Annotated in this window: 16 protein-coding genes; 8 read left to right on the plus strand and 8 right to left on the minus strand. The window is 68.0% G+C overall.

The annotated features are described in order from the left end of the window. Positions 1-400 precede the first annotated feature (400 nt). Complete coding sequence (locus ACTWPT_RS55400) at positions 401-2,254, minus strand: extracellular catalytic domain type 1 short-chain-length polyhydroxyalkanoate depolymerase (RefSeq protein ID WP_443185620.1); 1,854 nt, start codon at positions 2,252-2,254, stop codon at positions 401-403. 299 nt (positions 2,255-2,553) lie between these two features. Between ACTWPT_RS55400 and ACTWPT_RS55405 the strand changes: the two genes are divergently transcribed. After that, the gene (locus ACTWPT_RS55405) at positions 2,554-3,012 is read left to right on the plus strand and encodes a MarR family winged helix-turn-helix transcriptional regulator (RefSeq protein WP_443185621.1); all 459 of its coding nucleotides are present in this window, start codon (positions 2,554-2,556) and stop codon (positions 3,010-3,012) included. 400 nt (positions 3,013-3,412) lie between these two features. Here ACTWPT_RS55405 and ACTWPT_RS55410 read toward each other — a convergent pair whose 3' ends face one another. Further along, positions 3,413-3,622 carry a hypothetical protein gene (locus ACTWPT_RS55410; protein ID WP_443185622.1) on the minus strand — a complete coding sequence of 70 codons (210 nt, stop codon included), beginning with the start codon at positions 3,620-3,622 and terminating at the stop codon, positions 3,413-3,415. Here ACTWPT_RS55410 and ACTWPT_RS55415 point away from each other — a divergent pair. Further along, positions 3,609-4,364, plus strand: coding sequence for a LysR family substrate-binding domain-containing protein (locus tag ACTWPT_RS55415; RefSeq protein WP_443185623.1), 756 nt, complete (start codon positions 3,609-3,611; stop codon positions 4,362-4,364). The genes ACTWPT_RS55410 and ACTWPT_RS55415 overlap by 14 nt on opposite strands. 378 nt (positions 4,365-4,742) lie before the next feature. Here ACTWPT_RS55415 and ACTWPT_RS55420 read toward each other — a convergent pair whose 3' ends face one another. Further along, a complete protein-coding gene (locus tag ACTWPT_RS55420; RefSeq protein ID WP_443185624.1) occupies positions 4,743-5,120 on the minus strand; it encodes a hypothetical protein in 378 nt (125 codons plus the stop codon). 137 nt (positions 5,121-5,257) lie between these two features. Next, positions 5,258-5,950 (minus strand): TetR/AcrR family transcriptional regulator, encoded by a 693-nt coding sequence (locus tag ACTWPT_RS55425; protein ID WP_443185625.1) that lies wholly within the window; start codon positions 5,948-5,950, stop codon positions 5,258-5,260. A 52-nt stretch (positions 5,951-6,002) separates the two neighbouring features. Between ACTWPT_RS55425 and ACTWPT_RS55430 the strand changes: the two genes are divergently transcribed. From ACTWPT_RS55430 to ACTWPT_RS55440, 3 genes are all read left to right on the plus strand, one after another. Beyond that, positions 6,003-6,662 (plus strand): O-methyltransferase, encoded by a 660-nt coding sequence (locus tag ACTWPT_RS55430; RefSeq protein WP_443185626.1) that lies wholly within the window; start codon positions 6,003-6,005, stop codon positions 6,660-6,662. A gap of 394 nt (positions 6,663-7,056) precedes the next feature. Beyond that, positions 7,057-7,497, plus strand: coding sequence for a hypothetical protein (locus ACTWPT_RS55435; protein WP_443185627.1), 441 nt, complete (start codon positions 7,057-7,059; stop codon positions 7,495-7,497). Positions 7,498-7,499: 2 nt separating this feature from the next. Then, positions 7,500-7,871 (plus strand): peptide deformylase, encoded by a 372-nt coding sequence (locus tag ACTWPT_RS55440; RefSeq protein ID WP_443185628.1) that lies wholly within the window; start codon positions 7,500-7,502, stop codon positions 7,869-7,871. A gap of 469 nt (positions 7,872-8,340) precedes the next feature. Here the strand turns inward: ACTWPT_RS55440 and ACTWPT_RS55445 are convergent, their stop codons facing one another. Continuing rightward, the gene (locus ACTWPT_RS55445) at positions 8,341-9,294 is read right to left on the minus strand and encodes an NAD(P)-dependent alcohol dehydrogenase (RefSeq protein ID WP_443185629.1); all 954 of its coding nucleotides are present in this window, start codon (positions 9,292-9,294) and stop codon (positions 8,341-8,343) included. Between the two features lie 27 nt (positions 9,295-9,321). On the opposite strand from ACTWPT_RS55445, the gene ACTWPT_RS55450 reads away from it, so the two are divergent. Then, a complete protein-coding gene (locus tag ACTWPT_RS55450) occupies positions 9,322-9,912 on the plus strand; it encodes a TetR/AcrR family transcriptional regulator (RefSeq protein ID WP_443185630.1) in 591 nt (196 codons plus the stop codon). A gap of 204 nt (positions 9,913-10,116) precedes the next feature. Here ACTWPT_RS55450 and ACTWPT_RS55455 read toward each other — a convergent pair whose 3' ends face one another. Beyond that, positions 10,117-10,242, minus strand: coding sequence for a hypothetical protein (locus ACTWPT_RS55455; RefSeq protein WP_443185631.1), 126 nt, complete (start codon positions 10,240-10,242; stop codon positions 10,117-10,119). 85 nt (positions 10,243-10,327) lie between these two features. Here ACTWPT_RS55455 and ACTWPT_RS55460 point away from each other — a divergent pair, with 85 nt between their 5' ends. Further along, a complete protein-coding gene (locus ACTWPT_RS55460) occupies positions 10,328-10,612 on the plus strand; it encodes a hypothetical protein (protein ID WP_443185632.1) in 285 nt (94 codons plus the stop codon). Between the two features lie 200 nt (positions 10,613-10,812). On the opposite strand, the gene ACTWPT_RS55465 is transcribed toward ACTWPT_RS55460, so the two are convergent. Then, a complete protein-coding gene (locus ACTWPT_RS55465) occupies positions 10,813-12,012 on the minus strand; it encodes an epoxide hydrolase family protein (RefSeq protein ID WP_443185633.1) in 1,200 nt (399 codons plus the stop codon). Positions 12,013-12,072: 60 nt separating this feature from the next. Next, on the minus strand, positions 12,073-12,963 hold the full coding sequence (locus ACTWPT_RS55470; RefSeq protein ID WP_443185634.1) for a helix-turn-helix domain-containing protein: 891 nt from the start codon (positions 12,961-12,963) through the stop codon (positions 12,073-12,075). Between the two features lie 686 nt (positions 12,964-13,649). Between ACTWPT_RS55470 and ACTWPT_RS55475 the strand changes: the two genes are divergently transcribed. Further along, positions 13,650-14,258, plus strand: a complete 609-nt coding sequence (locus ACTWPT_RS55475; RefSeq protein WP_443185635.1) for a CPBP family intramembrane glutamic endopeptidase — start codon at positions 13,650-13,652, stop codon at positions 14,256-14,258. The last annotated feature ends 1 nt before the right edge of the window (position 14,259 follow it).

Genomic DNA, 14,259 nt, shown 5'->3' on the forward strand with positions numbered 1-14,259 from the left:
CCTGTTCAAGCACTGGGCCTGGGAGAGCAACTTCCTCTGGAAAGGATGAGAAGAGCCGTGTAACGGGCGACTGTTACGCACGGTTCTGTGGGAGCCCAGGGGTGGGATTCCCCTGGGCCACCCGACCCTTGGCGCTTGCGAGATCGCTCCAGACCCCACGCCGGTTTCAAGGAGCTGGCCGCATTCCACTACCGCACAGCTCCTCTCCTGATTTCCGCGGTCCCGGTCACCGCTTCCGCCCGCCGTACCGCGGGGCTGGAGCGATCGAGCTGGCTCGCGCGGGATTTTGGTCGCCCGGCCCTGCCAACGCAGCCGGTTCTCCCGCCGGCGCGGATCCCTTGATCACGGCCCGGTCCCACCTGTCAATGACGGGGCCGTGATCAGGGAAGCGCGCTGACGGTCAGGCGCAGGTGTAGCCGGACGGCAGGGCGGTGTTGCCGTTGGGCCTGCTCGCCTGGAAGCCGAAGCTGGTGGTGCTGGCTCCCGGCGCGAGCGTGCCGTTGTGGCTGATACTTCTGGCCGTGACGGTCTGGCCGCTGGTGGTGACGGTGGCGTTCCACGAGCCGGTTAGGGTGTGCCCGGCCGGCAGGGTGAAGGTGACGGTCCAGGTGGTGATCGTCGAGGTGCTGGTGTTGGTGATGGTCAGCGGCTGGATCACATACCCGTTCCCCCACTGGGACTGCATGGTCGGGGTGGCTGAGCAGGCACCGGTCGTGCCTCCCTGAGTGGTGATCTGGACGGTGTTGGAGACCGGTGAGACGTTACCAGCGGCATCGCGCGCCCGGACCTGGTAGCGGTAGGTGGTGTTCAAAGTCAGGCCCGTGTCGGTGAACGAGGTCGTGGCCGAGGTGCCGACCTGGGTGAACGTGCCGCCCATCGCGCCGGGAGCGCGCAGGATGTCATAGCCGGTCACACCGGTGTCGTCAGTGGAGGCCGTCCAGATCAGGCTGGTGCCGGTTGTGGTGGTGCCCGAGGCGGTGAGCCCGGCCGGGGCGGTCGGCGGCGTGGTGTCGCCTCCGGTGGCGGCCGTGGTGAAGATGGCCGGCGCGGAGTTGCCCGACAGGTTGCCCGCGCCGTCACGCGCCCGTACGTACACCTGGTATTGGGTGTTGGCACTCAGCCCGGTCAGGGTGATCGAGGTGGCGGTGGACTGGCCAAGCTGCGGGTCGGTGGCGCCCTGCTCCCGGTAGACGTTGTAGCCGGCCAAGCCGGAGCCGCCCTGGTCGGTGGACGCGGTCCAGGTCAGCGTGGCACTGGCGGCGGTCACGTTGGACGCGACCGGGGTGCCTGGCGTGGTCGGCGGCGTGGTGTCGGTCGGACTGGTAGTCAAGCCGAAGAACTCGATGGCGTAGAGGGCCATACCGCTCTGCGGAAGAGCATGCCCGGCGCCCTGGATGCTGTACGCCTCCACCTGCACGGTGCCGGACAGATTGGCGTACCGGCTGCGGTTCCAGTTTGCCTGCGGGGTGTCGGTGCTGGTCGGGGTCTGGCTCAGCCCAAACACATTGGTCCACTGCTCGATCGACTCTCGCAGCAGCGAGTAGGGCACGAGGGTGTCGCTGGTGCCGTGCCACAGCTGCATGCGCGGGCGGGGGCCGGAATATCCCGGGTACGCCTGGCGGACCGCATCGCCCCACTGCTGGGGTGTTCGGTCCATGCTCCCGCCGGTGCACCTGCTGCTTCCGGGCGGGTAGTCGGAGGCGCCGGCGAAGCAGTTGAAGGGCACACCCATGAAGGAGGCCCCTGCCTTGAACACGTCCGGGTAGACGGCGAGCATGTGCTGGGTCATCATGCCGCCGGACGAGCTTCCAGTGGCGTAGACACGGTTCGGGTCTCCCTGATAGTTCCGCTCGACATAGTCGATCATTGAGGTGATCGAGACCGGATCGCTGCCGCCGCCGCGCTGCTTGGCCGCGTCCGACCAGGTGTCGAAGCAGTTGCCGAACCCTGCCGACTGGGTGGCGGTCGGGTAGATGACGATGAAGCCATATCGATCCGCCAGCGAGGCGAACTCACTGCCCTGGTAGAAGCCGGGACCGGAGCCGCCGCAGCCATGCATCGCAACCACGATCGCCGGCGAGGCCGGGTGCGAGTCCGGCACATAGACGTGCATCCGCATGTTGCCCGGGTTGTTGCCGAAGCTGGTCACCTCCACCAGGGTGGCGGCGACGGCCGGCGATCCGAGTACCACGGTCATGACGGCAAAGAGCGCCGCGGCGCAGGCACTAGCCAGCACCGTGGTCAATCGTCTCATTCGCGCTCCTCCTCTCCATATCCGCGGCGCGCCGCGGATCGGTCCGCCGCGTATTGACATCGGTCGCTGGAAAATAGAAGGGCCACGATCCACCGTCAATGCACGCTTGGTGCGCATGCCCGCCAGTTCACCTGGCAGAGAGCTGTTTTCCCTGGTTATCAAGTAACTTGCTATCAAGGTCCTTGATAACGGTGTGGGAAACTTACATTGGGGCCCGTTCTGACGGGGCGCGATATCGTCTCCTGGTGACCGATCCGGGTGTCCCCGCGGCCGCTGCGCCGGACGCACCGCCGCCCCGTGTGAGCTACCTGGTGTTCCGGCTGGAACGCCGCATCCGCGCCTGCCTGGATGAAGCGCTCGCCCGGCACGGCATGACGACCACCGAATACATGGCGCTCAGCGAGCTGCGCCTGCGCGACGCCCCATCCTCGGCCGACCTGGCCCGCATCGCCTTCGTCACCCCGCAGGCGATGAACCTGGTCATCCGCGATCTCGAACAACGCGGCCTGATCCGCCGCGACCCGCATCCCCGTGGCGGCCGCGCTCTGCGCACCCGCCTTACCCCGAAAGGCCTGAGCACCCTCCGGCGATGCGACCGCTCCCTCGACAGCATCGAAGCCGTCATGCTCGCCGAGATCGACGACCCGGACCGCACGACACTTGCGGAAACGCTCACGCTGTGCGCCCAAGCCCTCCACCAGGACACGCGGGCCCTGACCCCAGTCCTTCGCTCGCAGAAGCCACCGCCGTCGCCCTAGCCATAGTGTGGTCCGTGGTCAGCCACGGACCACAAGCTGCAGCCAGCGCCGGACTCGACCAACCACAGAAGCGATCGAATCGGGACTTCTACACCGGCTCATCACGACCGCCATGATCACAGCCGACATCGCCGAGGCTGCGGCCGTCTACGTCGCGGCGCTGGCAGACGACCCGACTCAGCTCACCATTCTGGCTTCTGGGCTGGCTTGAGGGGGTCGGCGGCCGACCGCCCCTCGAAGTGAGCTCGCCGGACGCGTGATGGTCGACCAGGGACGGCGGTTCAGGGCCGAGCGGAGGTTCGCGAAGCGGGTCCGGCCCCGTGAGGCGATCAGCCTGCGCGGTGCTTGGCTGGACCGCCAATGAGGTGTCCTGGCCGACCGCCAAACGCTGGGCCGAGCGCTATCGCCAGCCTACCGCGGCAAGATCTTCTTCGCCGTAGGGGGCATAGCCAGGGTCCTTCAGCAAGGTCGCGGCGACGCCGGCGTTTCCGCCGCCGTACTCGCTCATGTCGGGCACATCCACGCCGATGCGGTTCAAGTCGTTGGTGCCGACGCCCTTCAACACCACGAAGTTGGTCATCTGGGTGGTGACGTCGGTGGAGCCCGTCACCCAGGGCAGCAGGCTCAGCGCGGCCGGCGCGGCATTCCTTCCGCGAGCACAGGCGCTCCTGCACACTGCCGATCAGGCGGTGCTCGCGGCCCGCGCCGCCGCGCCGCCGCGCACCATCACCATCGGCTACGTCGAGGACCTCGTCATCACCCCCGCAGTGCGGGACCTGCGCCGCCGCCATCCCGACGCTCACGTTCGCACGCAGCACCTGGACTCCGACGAAGCCCGTGCCCTGCCCGACCGCCAGGTCGATGTGCTCGTCGCCCGCACACCGCTTCCGATTCCGAGCGATGACCTGCACGTGACCGTCCTCTACGAGGAGCCCCGGGTACTCCTCGTGCCCGCATCCCACCGCCTCGCCGGGAAGGAGTCGGTCACCCCGGACGACTTCGCCCACGAACCCCTCGTCGCCTGCGCCGGGATGGCCGCAGCATGGACCGGGTTCTGGCGGCTCTCCCCCCGCCCGAACGGCGATCCGGCTCCACTCGGTCCCATGCTCGTCGACACCTTCGAGGACAAGCTCGAAGTCGTCGCCGACGGGCGAGCCATCGCCATCGTGCCCTTCGACGACCGGCGCAGCACGCTCCGCGACGATCTCGCCACCATCCCCATCGACGGAATCGAATCCTGTCAGGTGGCCGTCGTCACCCGCGCCAACGACCGCAACCCGCTCGTCGCCCACTTCCGGGAATCCGCCAAGAACTGCCTCGCCCGGGACCCCAAACGCACCCGCTCACGATAGTGAGACCCCACCGAGAGCGGCGGTCGCTAAATGGCGCGCTCACCGACATCGCGGTGGACACGCTGACCGATGCGGGTCACGAGGTGCGGGTCAGCGATCTGTACGCGATGCGCTGGAAATCCACCATCGACGCCGACGATTTCGGCGCGCCGCCGCCGACCCGCTGGGTGCGGTCCACGATTCCGGACGTGCCTACGAAACCGGCGCGCTCACGCCAATATCCGTACCGAACAGAACAAGCTATGGTGGGCCGATACCGTGATCCGGCCGTTATCTGGGGTTACTGCCATGTCCTAGCCAGGTTGGAGCGAAATGACTCTTTTCAGGCGCGTAAGGCACGCTGGCTGACGCTGCAGGCACGTTGCACCGGACGCGTGGCTAGGCGTTTCGACCGAGGTCGCGATCGGTGCGTGCGCGGTCAAGGCATACGACGCGGCGCCCCTTGAGCATCTTGGCCACCGTGGAACGGATTTCGTGGAATGCCGGGGCAGCCCGCACTTGCCTGACTGTCACGTCGTGAGTGGCGAGATGTGTGGCGGCAAGCTCTGGCCACGGAGGGTTGATCAGTGTGTCCAGCAGGGGCTCACCTGTGGTGCTGCAGATCGTCAGGTCGCACAGTGCCGCGCGCGCGAGTGGGTCGTCGACGGGATCGTCGATGTCGCCGACGCCGAGATCCGCGCCGCCCGCCGACGCCACGACCGGGCAACGCGCTGAAGAACCTTCACGACCAAGAGTGACCTCACTCGCTGCGACCAAGATCCTTCTCGGCGCCAACGGCTGTCCGCCGGTTCCTCACCCCCGGATGCCACAGAGGCCGGCACGGTCAAGGCGTTGGCCCGGGCACCGTCGCCCGCTGTGGCAGGTCTCCCTCGGTCTGATCGCCCCCGCCGCGGTTACAGGACCCTCCACTCGGGTCGCCGCTCACGCTCCAGGGTCGTGTATGCGACTGGGCGAATTTCGGCTTCGGGGCCACGCTCGTCGGCGGACATGCGGCGTAGGAACGCGTCGGCGAGCCGGTCGGTGAAGTCGTTGTCGAGCGGCTCATTCGTCACCAGGATGCGGTAATAGAGAGGACCCACGAGCTGATCGGTCTCGGCTGCGATGTCGAGGTCGGCGGGCAGGTCGCCCCGCCGTACGGCGCGCTCCAGTGGCAGGCGGTCACGGCGGCGTTGCTCGTCTAGGTACCTCCCGCGGAACTCCGCCGCGAAGGCCGGGTCGTGCTGCGCCTGGGCGATCAGGGCCCGGAAGACGGCTCCGGAGTCGGACTCGGCCAGGAAGGCGGCCAGGCGGCGGAGGTACATGCGTAGGTCGAGAGCCAGGTCGCCGTGGTCGGGCGGGGTGAGCTCCTCGGCCAGGTCCTGCAGGAAGGCGTCCATCAGGACCTCGGTCTTGGTCTTCCACCAGCGGTAGATGGTCTGTTTGGCGACGCCGGCCCGGGCCGCGATGCCTTCCATCGTGATAGCCGTGAAGCCCTTCTCGACGAGCAGATCGTCGGCCGCCTCCAGCACCGCCTGACGAGCCTGCTCGCTGCGCCCGTACCGGTTGCCGTGGTGTCGATCGGTCGTCCTGGGCTCGGCAGATGTCATGGGATCATCCTAGAGCTAGACTAGACGCAACGGTATGTCTAGGCTAACGCACATGTCACTCACACACACGCTCGCCGAGCCGCGGGTCCAGGGCGCGCTCGATCGCATGTTCGCCCAGGCCGCGCACGACGACGCCACCGCGGCCCGCATCCAGGCGGAACGCCCAGGTTGCCTCGGCGGAACACCGCAGGAGTACGCCGACGCCGCGGCGGAGATCTACATGCCGATCTCCCGCACGGGCGGCAAGCTCCTCTACAACCTCGTCCGGGCCACGCGGCCGGCCACCGTCGTGGAGTTCGGCATGTCGTTCGGGCTCTCAACGCTTTACCTGGCCTCAGCGGTACGCGACAACGGCGCCGGGCACGTCGTCACCACCGAGATGAGCAAGGACAAGATCGCCGCGGCGCGCCGCACCTTCACGGACACCGGCCTGCATGACCTGATCACGGTGCTCGAAGGTGACGCCCGGGAGACGCTCGCCGGCCTCGACGGCTCGGCGGACTTCGTCCTGCTCGACGGCTGGAAGGATCTGTGTCTTCCCGTGCTGCGCCTGCTCGAACCGCGCATGAAGCCCGGCACCCTGGTGGTGGCCGACGATGTCGACCTGGAAGGGCTACGGCCGCACCTGGACTACGTACGCGATCCGAAGAACGGCTACCAGAGCGTCACCTTCCCCGTCGAGGACGGCATGGAGATCAGCTGCCGCCTCTGAGTGGTCGGGTCGACGCCAGGCCGCGACCGGCCCTGTGGTGGCTCAGAATCGGCTGGCCGACCCACGATCCGGTGGCCCCCAGGACCGGCTCCCCCGGCTCAGGATCGGGTGGCCCGGCTCAGGATCGGATGGCTGTTGGGTGCCGTGCCAGCTGGTCCACAGCGCCGCGTACGAGCCGCCCTCCGCCACCAGCTCATCATGCGACCCGGCTGAGCAACAGTTCTTGAGTTGAGTTCGCTGGACCTCCCTCAACTTCCCCCCACTTGACCTGCGAGCTGGGTCTTCTCGTGTTTGCCGGATGGATCACGGTCATCTGAAGTAAACCTCACTCTGCGTGAAACAACAGTTACTAGAGTGACGGAATGGCGGCCGGAGTGAAGTCGGGAGGTGTGGGTTGGCGCTGGCAGCCGTACGCGATCTGCGCGAGCATCGGGCGCCAGCGACCGCGGAGGAACTCGCCGACTTCGAGACCGATGTGCTGGCAGGGTTCGTGCTCGCTCGGGCCTCGGTCGGGCTGGTCGACAGCACCATCCGCAACGACACCAACCACCTGGAGCTAATCCGGAGCTGGTTCGGCCGGCCGCTGTGGGAGATGGAACCCGCCGACGCCGATGCCTACTTCGGCAAGGCGCTGCGCGACGCCAAACCCTCCACCCGCACCGGCCGGGCGGCCGCGCTGACGGTCTACTTCCAGTTCCTCGTGCCACGTCAGGCCACGTTTGCCCTCTTGACGATCCTGCGTAGGCGAGGGTTGTCGGTGTTGCGGTTTCGCCAGCGATGTAGCGGCGGATCATGCTGCCCTGCTCGCGGTGGCCGGCGCGGTCGGTGCCGTTAAGGGTGAACTCGCGCAACGCGGTGAACTGCGCCTGCGCCGAGACCGACGAACAGTACGAGGGGTGCCTGTCCTTCTTCGACGTGCGCGGCCTGGTCGCACGGCCGCTCACCGTGGAGGTCGAGCACACCGGCCTGGACGGCCAGCAGAAGGTCACCGCCTTCCCGTACGGGCTGGCCCGCCTTGTCGCCCATGAGATCGCCCACCTGCACGGCCGCCTGTACACCAGTCGCATGCGCGAAGGCGTCAAGCCCATCCCGGTCGAGGACTACCGCGGCATCGGCCAGCCCTGGACGCCGCCCGTGAGCACGCCCAATCCCCAGGTCGGAAGGATCGTGCGTGTCTGGCGTCATCGAAGTTGGCAGGAGGGCAAGTGACCGACCTGGGCACTGTCATTTAGATCGGCATCTAATGAGCCCGTCCGAACGACATGCAAAGTGACAGTGTGATCCGAGCCTGGTTCGGAGGGACTCTGTGGCGAGGTGAGGGCATTCCTGCATCACCACCGCTTCTGGCCCGTTTCGACGCCCGGGGGTCAGAAATAGGCACCGTGTATGGCGGCGCCGAGGATGGGGCGGCGAAGGTGTTGTGGGTTAATCATGACGCCGGCGCTTCGGCTGGCGGGTGCCAGTGCCGCCGGGATGGGGTTGTCGAGACGCGTTCCTCGGGGGCGGGCGGCGTCGGCGATTTCGGGGCTCGATGCCGCACAAAGGGCCGGGTTTCGAGGTCGTTCGCGCCGCCGCCTCCGACCGGGCCAAGGCGGGTAGTGGCCTCCTGGCCCGTGCCCTGCGAAGGGGCCGGCCCTGAGGGGACGGCGCGCCCGCGGGGCCGTCCCTTCGCAGGGCGTCAGCGCTGCATGTCGATGATGAGCTTCCCGCGGACACCGCCGGCTTCGAGTCGTTGGTGAGCCTCTGCGATGTCGCTGATCGGGTAGATGGTGTCGATCACAGGGCGGATGCTTCCCGCCTCGGCGGAGGCGGTGAGCTCGGCGATCCGCGCGGGAGAGGGGTTGTTGCTGAAGAGCTTCATGCGCCGGGGTGAGAGGGCGGCCCGCAGTCCCATGGTTGCCATGGAGATCAGGATGCGGTCCTGGTCGAAGGCGAGCGCGACCATGCGGCCATGCTGGGTGAGCCGGGCCCGGTAGGCGCCGAGATCGGTGCCCACGACGTCGAGGATCACATCGAAGTGTCCGAGATTTTGCGGCCGGGTCGTGCGGTAGTCCAGGGCTGCGTCGGCGCCGAGTTCGGTGACCCAGTCGAGATTGCAGGCGCTGGCGAGCGCGGTGACGTGGGCGCCGAGCGCTTTGCCCAGTTGCACGGCGATGCTGCCGACGCCCCCTGTGGCACCGCGGACCAGGAGCCGTTCACCGCTGCTGAGGCCGGCCTTGTCCGTCAGGGCGGTCATGGCGGTGGTGCCCGACGACGGCAGGCTGGCGGCGTCCAGCAGGCTCAGGTTCTTGGGCGCTCGGGCGAGCCGCTGTTCGGGAACGGTGACGTAGTCGGCGATGGCGCCGAAGGCGAAGTGCGGCATCAGCCCCCACACCTCCTCTCCCGCACTCCACGCGTGAACTCCGGAGCCCAGGGCCGCGACGCGGCCGGTGAAGTCGCCTCCCAGGCCGCGGGGGAAGCGGGCTCGGGTGAGGCCGCGCAGTTTGCCGGCGCGGAAGGCGAGTTCCCCGGCGTCCACGCTCGCGGCGCGGACCTCGACGAGCACCTCTCCCGGCCCGGGCTCAGGCGTGGGCACGTCGTTGACGCGCAGCACCTCGGGAGGGCCGAAACGGGTGTATTGGACGCCGCGCATGATCTCTCCTCATCGTTCTGGACATAAGTGGGCTGGCGGCCCAGTTATGAGGTCGGCTACCGCATCCTCGGCGCGGCCCGGGAAGTCTTCGCACGTCAAGGCGCCGGCGCCTCCCTGAAGGAGATCGCGCGTCAAGCCGGGACAGGATCGGCGACACTGCACCGGCTCTTCCCCTCCCGCCGAGCCCTTCTCCAAGCCGTCTTCCACGATCGCGTCGAGGACCTGTGCGCCATGGCAGCACAACGCGCCAAGGACAGCGAGCCAGGTCCCGCGCTCCTCGCCTGGCTGCGCGACCTCAACGCCTACGCGACCGCCAGTCGCGGTCTGGCCGCCTCCCTGCTTCACCACGGCCGGGACGCCGATCTGCTGGAGCAGAACGAGGGCTGCCAGGCAATGATCACCAGTGCGGCGCGCGCACTCCTGCAACGAGCACAACAGACGGGCGCTGTACGTCCTGGCATCCTCGCCGAGGACCTACTCGCGCTCATCAACGCCATCTCACTGGCCACCGAGCACCACGACGACGACGAGCAGGCGAACCGGCTGCTGGACATCGGGATCGGGGGCATCCGCGGCCAGGCTGCACAGAGCCCGCCTTCGCCTGGATCCGAGGGATGAGCTGATCACCTAACGGCCCCGCTCGCAATGGAGCTGCACTGGAGCGGTGTAGGCATCCGGTGCGCGACAGGCCATGTGATCCTCCAGCAGGGGCCGTATCGCCCGCACGGACGGACGCCCGCCAGGTCCACAGCAGCGCCGTTGAACACTTCCAGGTGCATGGCGCGCACCATCTCGCTGCACCCCCGTTGCGGCCCTGATCGCCTAACACGTCTCCAAGGTCACGACGGCACCGTACGCCGGCGCGCGGACATCGCCCAGCGCCGCCCGCACGTCGAGCCCCAGCGACTCAGCGATCGTCCACCGCCAGACGCCGAGGACCAACGCCAACTGTCACCTTCGAGTTCTCACTGTCAAGCCGACTCTCAAGATCCACGCCAAACTCTCAAGTTCAATGGGCCCAGACAGTGCGCCCATGAGCAAAGGCAAGCGTCTGCGCCGGATAGCGGCCAGTGCGGCCGGAGCGGAGCTGACCGAGCGCAAGCTCACCGAGGGATGGGCGGGCGGCCCGCGCGTTCGGGTACGGCAAGCGGTCCCGGCTGACCTGCGCGCCATCGCCGAACTCGCACCGCTGGCCGGCGTACAGCTCGACGACACCCTGGCAGAGGCGGTCCGCGACGGCTCCAGCGGTGCAGGGTTGCGGGCGGGCATCAGCCAAGGGAAGTCTCGCCACTCCTCGGGTGTCAGCCCATGGCGCTGATCCACCAAGGCATCCAGGACGACAAGCATGTAGAGGGCGAAACTGTGGCGGGCCGAGTGGACTGTCGCGTAAGGGGCGTAAACCTTGTGCGGATCCATGCCCAGCCTCACGGGCGGGGTCAGCACCGTCTCGCAGCGCTGGTTGGCGGTGCGGAACACCCCGTTCCACGAATGCGGATGGAAGGGAGGGGTGAGAAACCCTCACCGTGTGAGATCGCCGGGATGGTGACGTACGTGATGGAAGGCGGTCCTGATTTCGGCGACCAGAAGATCTGGCTGTTCCAGACCGGGGAAGTGGCCGCCGCGGTCCAGCTCGTGCCATGACCGGAGGTCGTGGTAGCGGCGCTCGGCCCAGCGCCGGGCGGTCGGCCAAGGCTCGGCCGGGAACAGCGAACAGGCGGTGGGCGCCGTCACCGGTTGTGCGTTCTCTTCTTCGGCGCTGTGTGGTACCCACCGCATGGCCTCCCAGTACCAGCGAGCACTGGAGGCACCGGTCCCGGTCAGCCAGTACAGGGCGATGTTGTCCACTTGTTGCGACACGCTCACCCCGCCGCCGGCCTCCGGCCGGGTATCGGAGTAGGCGGCGAACTTCTCACCGAGCCACGCCGCCAGGCCGGCAGGCGAGTCGAGCAGGGAGTAGCCGAGGGTCTGCGGGCGCGTGCCCATGATCATCCCGAAGCCGTATCCGTCCGCGAGGTGAATGTTACGCCGCTCCAGCATGCGTTGTTCCGCCGGGTCCGGCGAGATCCGGTCGTCCGGCAGGGGAGAGGCGATCGGCATCGTCAGGTGCAGGCCGGCGACGCGCTCGGGCACCAGGCGCGCCAGTTCGGTGCTGACGAACGCGCCCCAGTCTCCGCCGTGCGCGCCGAACCGCTCGTAGCCGAGCACGGTCATCAGCTCGGCCCACGCCCGCGCCGTGCGGGCGGGGTGCCAGCCGCGCTCGCGTGGACGGTCGCTGAACCCGAACCCTGGCAGGGCCGGGGCGACGACGTGGAAGGCGTCACTCGCGGAACCGCCATGGCGGACCGGATCACTGAGCGGCCCGAGGACGTTCTCAAATTCGAGGACGGAGCCCGGCCAGCCGTGGGTCAGCAACAAGGGGAGCGCTGTGGGCTCGGGCGAGCGCACGTGCCAGAACGCGATACGCAGGCCGTCGAGGCGCACGCGGTAATGCGGAATCGTGTTCCACTGCTTTTCCCTGGCCCGCCAGTCGTGCTGTCGCCAGGTGTCCAGCAGCATCCTCAGCTGATCCAACTCGATACCCTGCGTGGCGTCCGGCACTGTTTCTGGCTCGGGAAGCCGGACCCCGTCAAGACGAGCCCGCAGGTCCACCAGGTCGCGGTCAGGAATGTGCATGGGGTAGGGCTCGATCTCGGGCGTTGTCGCCGTGTTTCCAGACATGGACAAAACCCTAGAAACGGGCCACTCCCGGGTCCATGCCTGAGATTGCCGGGAGAGCGGTCAGGAATTGCGATATGCCGAGGGACGGGTGCCGGTGTGCCGCAGGAAGGCCGTCGACAGAGCGCCGGGACTGGCGAAACCGCAGAGCGGCGCGATCTGGGCGACCGCGAGGTCGGTATCCTGCAGCAGGCGTTGCGCCTTCTCGATCCGCAATCGGGTGAGGAACCGGTGGGGCGTTTCTCCTGTGGCTCGGTTGAACACGCGGACGAGGTGATAGACGCTGAGATACACCTCGTCCGCGATGTCGGCCAGAGTGAGCGGTTCGACCAGTCGGTCACGCATGAGGGCGATCGCCGCGCGGACGCGTGCGTCCTCCCGCACTGGCGCCCGTTGACCAGGTAGCCGGGAATGGCGGGTGAGCAGGTGCACGGCCAGAAAGGCGGCCGCGGACTCGGCGTACAGGTCGCCGGTCTCGTCCGCGGAGCCGACGGCGCGGACAGCCTCCTCGATCAGCGGATCGCCGGCGGCCACGGACGCCGCCATGCTCGTGTAGTCCATCGTGCGGCCACCCAACTGCTCCGCGGTCCGTTCGACAGTGCCGCGCGGGATATGGATCTGCACGCTGCGCAACGGGCCGTCCGCGCGATAGCGGCGGAGGGCGGGCCTGTCGGGGACGCCCAGTTGGAGCCGCCCCGGTACCCAGGTGTGACGGCTCCATCGACCACCAATCCGCGTCTCCATCACGGTCCGGCCTGCTACGGGCAGTATCAGGTGCAAGTCCGCCGCGGCCGGCAACTCCATGTTCTCGACCAGCGGGACGTGGTCGAACCGTTGCGCGAGCAAGGACTGCCAGCCGAGGTCCTCCCAGCTGCAGTGCGTCCGCCGAACGTATTGATTCATGTCGAAACCGGCATAGGGCTGGAGATCGAAATTAACGGAGTCGAACACCATGCGACCGAGGCTAACGGCAAATGCCGCAGATCAGGATGCCCGAGCCTCACGCAGCCGGCCGTCTCAACCAACCAGCCCTGCTCCAACGCCTGGTCATAGCGGAGGAATGCGCGGTGACTGGTCAGGTAGCGGACAGCGACCGTGAGGCCGTCGCGTGTCGCGAGTTAACCAGCAGGATCACAGGCCATGTGCGTGCCACTCGTCGCGGCACACGGCTCAAGCAAGCCGCCGGAGGGCGGTTCAGGGGTGTGCTGGTTTCCTGCGTCGGTGTGTGAGGACCCCGCGATGGCAGGAGCAGTGCACGAGGCGGGTCGGGTTGCCGTCCAGTGAGCCGGGCTGCCCGCGGAGCATGATTACCGAAGGTCCGCCAACCACAATCAGGAACGGACTCATCCGTCGAGGAAACGCACCAGCTCCGCAGTGACGAACCGAGGGTTCTCCTCGGCCAGCCAGTGCCCTGCGCGCGGCACGTCCACCGTGCGCACGATCTTGGTCATGTGCGGGGCCACTGTGGCTCGGATCGCGTCGAGCTGCCCCTGGACGGCCTTCCCCCGAACGCCACGTTCTGCGACTCTTATCGGGCGATGGGAAGCCGCTTGGCCCAGTTGGTCGCGGTGCCGAGATCTGCCATGTGAGCCGTGGGACGATCTTGTGGTGATTACGGGTGACTGGGAGGTCCGACCGTGATGCGGCGTCCAGTGACGATGTTCTTCCTGCTGGCCTTCGTTATCACCTGGGCGGTGTGGATCCCCCGGGCGATTGACCCGCACGGTCCTGCGGAAGTCCTTGGCCAGGTGTGGTCCTACGGTCCGGCATTCGCGGCCGTGGGCGTGGCGGCCTTCACCGGCGGCTTGGGCGATCTGGGCCGCAGGCTGATCCGCTGGCGAGTCGGTCTCTTTTGGTACGCCGTCGCGTTGCTCGGCCCTGTTGTGGTGTCTCTCGTCATCGCGGGCGTGAACGTCCTGCTGGGCGGGAAGTGGGCCTTGGCCTGGGAGTCTCCCGGCGGACTGCTGGCCCTCTTCGCCGCGCTCGCGCTCACCGACGGGCTGGGCGAGGAGACCGGCTGGCGCGGTTTCGCCCTGCCCCGGATGCTCACCCGAATGAGTCCGCTGACCGCGAGCTTGACCCTCGGCCTGGTCTGGGCGGCCTGGCACCTGCCGCTCTTCTGGACCGGCAGGCCGGGCTGGTCGGCGACGGCAAGCTGGGGTAGCACCCGCGCGTGCAGGTCGTGCTCGCGGCGGCCCGGACGTCGGCGAGGCTGGTCATGGCCGGTAGCCGTGCGGTGCGACCCGTAGC

The sequence above is a fragment of the Nonomuraea sp. 3N208 genome (assembly GCF_052245935.1).
In the GTDB taxonomy this organism is placed as follows: domain Bacteria; phylum Actinomycetota; class Actinomycetes; order Streptosporangiales; family Streptosporangiaceae; genus Nonomuraea.